Here is a 5,956-nt window from a genome sequence, read left to right on the forward strand (position 1 = left end):
GCGCGACGGTGATCGAAGGCGAGGAAGCCGTCGGCGGCCGGACCGCTCAGCGCGTGCTGGTCACGGGCGCGCCCGCGCACGCGGTCGACGGCGTGCATCGTTACCGATTGTGGCTCGACGCCGCGGACGGTTTTCCGCTGAAGGTCGTCAGCTACGCCGACGATGACGACGTGCCGCTCGAAACCGTGACGCTCGACGACGTGGAGATCGACGTCGCGTTTCCCGAGCGTTTCTTCGCGCCCTGACGGCGCGCCGATCCGCGTTCCCGAACGCGCGTGCCGGAGGCTGCATGGCGGAATACCGGTTTTCGACGACCTGGCGGGTGGATGCGCCGCTCGCGGCGGTCTGGGATGCGATCTATCAGGTCGACCGCTGGCCCGACTGGTGGAAGGGCGCCATGCGTACCGTCGAGCTCGAGCCGGGCGACGCGCGCGGCGTCGGCGCCTTGCACCGGTATACATGGAAGGGCGCGCTGCCCTACCGGCTGACCTTCGACATGCGCGTGCGGCGCGTCGAGCGGCCGCATGTGCTCGAAGGCCATGCGAGCGGCGCGATCGAGGGCGACGGACGCTGGTCGTTCGCCGCCGCCGGCGCGCGCACCGTCGTGCGCTACGACTGGCACATCCGCACGCATGGCTGGATGAACTGGCTGGAGCCGCTGGCACGGCCGCTGTTCCGATGGAATCACGACGTCGTGATGCGCGAGGGCGCGAAGGGGCTCGCGCGGCGGCTGGCCACGACCGTCGAGACGGAGGGCCGGACCTTCCGGCCGCTGCCGGACGCGGACTGCGCCGACGCGTGAAAGCGGCCCGGCGACGCCGGCGAACGAGCACGTCGCGGCAGACGAAATCGGCGTCCGCACGGTTTTTTCGATGCGATGTCACCGGTCTCAGGAACTCCGGGCTTACCCGGTGTCCAAACGGGGCTGGATGAGCGGCGCGGGCCGCACGGGCCCGTCTGTGGGGGTGGTTGCGCTCGACAGGGTATTGTTTTAAAAGGGTTTTTTGCTGATTTCGTGGGTTTTTCCCGCCGCGTCGCCGCCTCGAAAATTCCTCTGGTTCCCCTTCTTGAATTTGTCAAAACCCGTCCATATAATTAGCACTCGCTGCACGAGAGTGCTAACAATTCTCTGCCGGGCGATAAGCCGGGCAGATTCCCTAAGCGTTCTTCAATCTCAGTCAAGAGAGGAGTGAATATGAACCTTCGTCCTTTGCACGATCGCGTGATCGTCAAGCGCCTGGATCAGGAAACCAAGACCGCCTCGGGCATCGTGATCCCCGACGCCGCTGCTGAAAAGCCGGATCAGGGCGAAGTCCTGGCGATCGGCCCGGGCAAGCGCGACGACAAGGGCGCCCCGATCGCGCTCGACGTGAAGGTCGGCGATCGTGTCCTGTTCGGCAAGTACGCAGGTCAGACCGTGAAGGTCGACGGCCAGGAACTGCTGGTCATGCGCGAAGAAGACATCATGGCCGTGGTCAACGCCAAGTAAGCGTCCTCCGACGGTACATATTCCCAAGAATTCAAGGAGTTAGAAGATGGCAGCTAAAGACGTCGTATTCGGCGATTCCGCCCGTTCGAAGATGGTCGAAGGCGTGAACATTCTCGCCAACGCAGTCAAGGTCACGCTGGGCCCGAAGGGCCGCAACGTCGTGCTCGAGCGCAGCTTCGGCGGCCCGACGGTCACCAAGGACGGTGTGTCGGTCGCGAAGGAAATCGAGCTGAAGGACAAGCTCCAGAACATGGGCGCGCAAATGGTCAAGGAAGTCGCTTCCAAGACCAGTGACAACGCAGGCGACGGCACGACGACGGCAACCGTCCTCGCGCAATCGATCGTTCGCGAAGGCATGAAGTACGTCGCATCGGGCATGAACCCGATGGACCTGAAGCGCGGCATCGACAAGGCAGTCGCAGCGGCTGTCGAAGAGCTGAAGAAGATCAGCAAGCCGTGCACGACCAACAAGGAAATCGCACAGGTCGGCTCGATCTCGGCGAACAGCGATTCGTCGATCGGCGATCGCATCGCTGAAGCGATGGACAAGGTCGGCAAGGAAGGCGTGATCACCGTCGAAGACGGCAAGTCGCTGGCCGACGAGCTCGACGTCGTCGAAGGCATGCAGTTCGATCGCGGCTACCTGTCGCCGTACTTCATCAACAACCCGGACAAGCAAGTCGCCGTCCTCGACAACCCGTTCGTGCTGCTGCACGACAAGAAGGTGTCGAACATCCGTGATCTGCTGCCGGTGCTCGAGCAAGTCGCGAAGGCTGGCCGTCCGCTGCTGATCATCGCAGAAGACGTCGAAGGCGAAGCACTCGCGACGCTGGTCGTCAACAACATCCGCGGCATCCTGAAGACCGTTGCGGTCAAGGCGCCGGGCTTCGGCGATCGTCGCAAGGCGATGCTGGAAGACATCGCGATCCTGACCGGCGGTCAAGTCGTCGCGGAAGAAACCGGCCTGACGCTCGAGAAGGCAACGCTGGCAGAACTGGGCCAGGCGAAGCGCATCGAAGTGGGCAAGGAAAACACGACGATCATCGACGGCGCAGGCGAAGCCGTGAACATCGAAGCACGCGTGAAGCAAGTGCGCGCGCAAATCGAAGAAGCGACGTCGGACTACGACCGTGAAAAGCTGCAAGAGCGCGTGGCCAAGCTGGCAGGCGGCGTTGCAGTGATCAAGGTCGGTGCTGCGACCGAAGTCGAAATGAAGGAAAAGAAGGCACGTGTCGAAGACGCACTGCACGCAACCCGCGCAGCTGTGGAAGAAGGCATCGTGGCAGGCGGCGGCGTCGCGCTGATCCGCGCTCGTACCGCGATCGCAGGCCTGACCGGCGCGAACGCCGACCAGAACGCCGGCATCAAGATCGTGCTGCGCGCAATGGAAGAGCCGCTGCGCCAGATCGTCACGAACGGCGGCGAAGAAGCCAGCGTCGTGGTGGCGGCAGTTGCTGCAGGCAAGGGCAACTACGGCTACAACGCGGCAACGGGCGAGTACGTCGACATGGTTGAAGCCGGCGTCGTCGACCCGACCAAGGTCACGCGCACCGCACTGCAGAACGCAGCTTCGGTTGCTGGCCTGCTGCTGACGACGGACGCAGCTGTCGCAGAACTGCCGAAGGAAGACGCACCGATGCCGGGCGGCATGCCGGGCGGCATGGGCGGCATGGGCATGGACATGTAATCGACTTCGGTCGATGGTGTCCGGAGCGCGCAGCGATGTGCGTTCCAGCCAAAAGAAAAGACCCGCAGCGATGCGGGTCTTTTTTTATTTGCACGTGGAATTCGGCGCGCCGTTCGTGGCGGCGGGGCCTGCCCGCCGCGCGCAACTCAATGCCTGTGCGACGTCCTCGGCACCGGGTCGGCCTTCACGGCCGGCGGCGTGTCGGACTCGTCGTTGCTGCGCGCCCAGAAGAACCGGTCGGGCAGGTACGCGCCCATGCCGGGCCGGAACGCGTCGCGCACGGCCTGGTACAGGTATTCCTGCGCCTCGCGCACGGCTTCGGGCGGCTCCTGGCCGTTCGCGAGCAGCGCCGCGATGGCCGCGCCCAGTGTATCGGTGATGCCCATCAGCCGGTGCGGCGAGCGATCCCACATGTCTTCGCGAAGCTGGCCTTCCTCGCCGTACAGCGTATTGACGAGCCGGTGCGAACCGGTTTCCGACGACAGGATGTATTCGCAGCCCTGCGACAGCAGGTGCGACACGGCCGCGTCGAGATTCGGCGCCTCGGCATCGCCGTCCGGCTGTGCGAGCGCGATCAGCGTCGCGTGGTCGGCGACCAGCAACGTGGTTTGCGGCGCCAGCAGGTCGGCGATCGATTCGCGCAGGTCATCGGCGGCGAGTACGTGTTCATCGTCGAGCGTGAAGTCCGGCGCGAGCACGAGCGGCACGCCGTCGTAGTCGGCGACGACTTCGGCGATCGCGCTGACGACTTCCGCGCGCGTCGCCGCGCCGATCTTGAACGCGGCAACCGGCATGTCTTCGAGCAGCATGCGCGCCTGCGCGGCGACGACATCGGGGTCGAGGCCGGTGACTTCATCGCAGGCGGCCGAGTCGCGCACGGTATAGCCGGTCAGGACGGACACGCCGTGACAGCCCATGCTCGCCAGGGTCATCAGATCGGCTTGGAGGCCGGAGCCGCCGGTGGGATCGGACAGGCCGAAGGTGAGGACGATCGGAGGGGCGTTGCTGGACATGTAAAAATGGGGCAAGAGAAAAACGGACGAGCGACGGACATGCGGACGGCGAGGCGAATGGGCGGGTTCGGCCCTGTGTTGCCCGGCAGGCCGCACTTTTCAACCATTATGCGGTGGAATCCGGCCGGTACGACGGATTTTTTAGCGCAGCGCAACGTAGTTGCCGTCCTCCAGCGCGATTGCTAGGCAGTCCGGCCCCGACACGGTACCATCATGGCTCCCGAATTTACCGACTTTTCCCCGACGCGGCTTAAGATGGAATACAAGAGCTGGATGTGCCTGATTTGTGGCTGGATTTACGACGAAGAAGCCGGGCTGCCGGAAGAGGGCATTGCCCCGGGCACGCGCTGGGAAGACGTCCCGATCAACTGGACGTGTCCCGAATGCGGCGCCCGCAAGGAAGACTTCGAGATGGTCCAGATCTGACCGGGCTCCGCGCCCACGGACACTCCGCTCAGGCCTCGCACCGGCCCGGCGCTTGCGCGCCGCGGCTCGCGCGAGCGACTTGACGATGACAGGCGCGCGTGTCCATGACGTCCGATCCGGCGAACGTTCCCTACCCTGACGCATTGCCCAACCCGCGTGGCGGGGCCGTGCGCGCGGCCGACGCATGGCTGGCGGCGGCCGCCGACGCATTCGAGCGGCGCGACGATGCAGCGGCGCCGCTTGCCGCGGCCGCGGCGGTGCTGGCGGAAGCCGGCTGGCTGCCGGCCGCGCGGTTCGCCGGGCAACTGTCGGCCACCGTGCCGCTCCTCGCCACCGAGCCGACCTCGGCCGGCTGGCGTGCCGCGCTGCGCGATTTCCGTGCGGCGGTCGGCCGTCACAACCTGCGCGAGCTTGCGTGCTCGCCCGTTCTCTTCGAGCATTTCCGTGCGTTGCGCGCGCAAAGCGCCGCCGACCTGCGCACGAGCGCGCCGCTCGATGCGCTCGCGCTGGTCGGCCGCGCGGTGCCGCCTGCCACGCTGCGCGCGCTGCCCGATGCATTCGCGACCCGGATTCGTGCTCGCTACGAGCAGGCGCTGCTCGGCCTGCTGCGTGCCGAGCCCGGCACGCCGGGTGCGGCGCTCGACGAACTCGACGCGATGCTGGCCGCGCTCACTGACGACGGGCCGTACGATTTCTGGCGGCTCGCGGCCGCGTGCGTGCGCGCGCTGCGCGCAAGCGGCGCGCCCGAACTGAAGCGCTTTCTCGCGCGGACCAACTTGCTGCTCGGCGAACACGCGCAGGGCCGGCGCGGCGCGCCGCCCGAACTGGTGCGCGAGACGGTGGCGCTGCTGTGGCGCGATTTCGCGCTGTTCGGCGCCGCGGCCGAGGACGTCGCGCTCGTCGACGTGCTGCACGACTACGGATTGACGGTCGACTGGCACGTGGCCGGCACGCCCGCCTCCGAAGCCTTGTGGGAGGCCGATGCCGCGCGGGCCGAGCACGAGGCGGTCACCGCCGCGCCGACCCGCGCGCTCGGCGTCGTGACCGTCAACGCGCATGCCTATGAGGATTTCCTGCAGACTGCCGATGCATCGATGGCCGACCTTGCGGCCAACCCGGCCGCGGCCGACCCGGGCGCCGCGTGGCATGCGTCCGCCGCCGCCTACCGGGTCGGCACGGCCGCGTGCGCGCTCGGGCTCGGTCACGCGGCGCTGCTGGCCGACACGCTCGGTCTGGCGTGGCGCCGCGCGCAGCATGTCGGACGCGTGGCGGTGCGCATCGAGGCCGCCGTCGGCGAGCGGCACGCCGTGCGCCGCGCGGCGCCACGCCAGACCGAGCGTG

General features: G+C 67.0%; 7 protein-coding genes. 6 read left to right on the forward strand and 1 reads right to left on the reverse strand.

Going from position 1 to position 5,956, the window contains the following annotated elements; genetic code table 11:
- From H3O04_RS33370 to groL, 4 genes are all read left to right on the forward strand, one after another.
- Positions 1-245 (forward strand): sigma-E factor regulatory protein RseB domain-containing protein (locus H3O04_RS33370; RefSeq protein WP_272929912.1); only part of this gene is annotated, 245 nt, incomplete at its 5' end.
- Between the two features lie 44 nt (positions 246-289).
- Positions 290-802 (forward strand): SRPBCC family protein, encoded by a 513-nt coding sequence (locus H3O04_RS33375; RefSeq protein ID WP_202589315.1) that lies wholly within the window; start codon positions 290-292, stop codon positions 800-802.
- 393 nt (positions 803-1,195) lie between these two features.
- Positions 1,196-1,489, forward strand: coding sequence for a co-chaperone GroES (gene groES / locus H3O04_RS33380; RefSeq protein WP_004186661.1), 294 nt, complete (start codon positions 1,196-1,198; stop codon positions 1,487-1,489).
- A gap of 46 nt (positions 1,490-1,535) precedes the next feature.
- Positions 1,536-3,176, forward strand: a complete 1,641-nt coding sequence (gene groL, locus H3O04_RS33385) for a chaperonin GroEL (protein WP_006476740.1) — start codon at positions 1,536-1,538, stop codon at positions 3,174-3,176.
- Between the two features lie 146 nt (positions 3,177-3,322).
- On the opposite strand, the gene H3O04_RS33390 is transcribed toward groL, so the two are convergent.
- On the reverse strand, positions 3,323-4,189 hold the full coding sequence (locus tag H3O04_RS33390; RefSeq protein WP_011544733.1) for a hydroxymethylpyrimidine/phosphomethylpyrimidine kinase: 867 nt from the start codon (positions 4,187-4,189) through the stop codon (positions 3,323-3,325).
- Between the two features lie 255 nt (positions 4,190-4,444).
- Between H3O04_RS33390 and H3O04_RS33395 the strand changes: the two genes are divergently transcribed.
- Complete coding sequence (locus H3O04_RS33395; RefSeq protein ID WP_004186709.1) at positions 4,445-4,615, forward strand: rubredoxin; 171 nt, start codon at positions 4,445-4,447, stop codon at positions 4,613-4,615.
- 104 nt (positions 4,616-4,719) lie between these two features.
- Positions 4,720-5,956, forward strand: a 1,237-nt coding sequence (locus tag H3O04_RS33400) for a hypothetical protein (RefSeq protein WP_237666523.1), incomplete at its 3' end; no start/stop codon positions are given.

The sequence above is a fragment of the Burkholderia sp. KCJ3K979 genome, from assembly GCF_016759955.1.
In the GTDB taxonomy this organism is placed as follows: Bacteria; Pseudomonadota; Gammaproteobacteria; order Burkholderiales; family Burkholderiaceae; genus Burkholderia; species Burkholderia orbicola.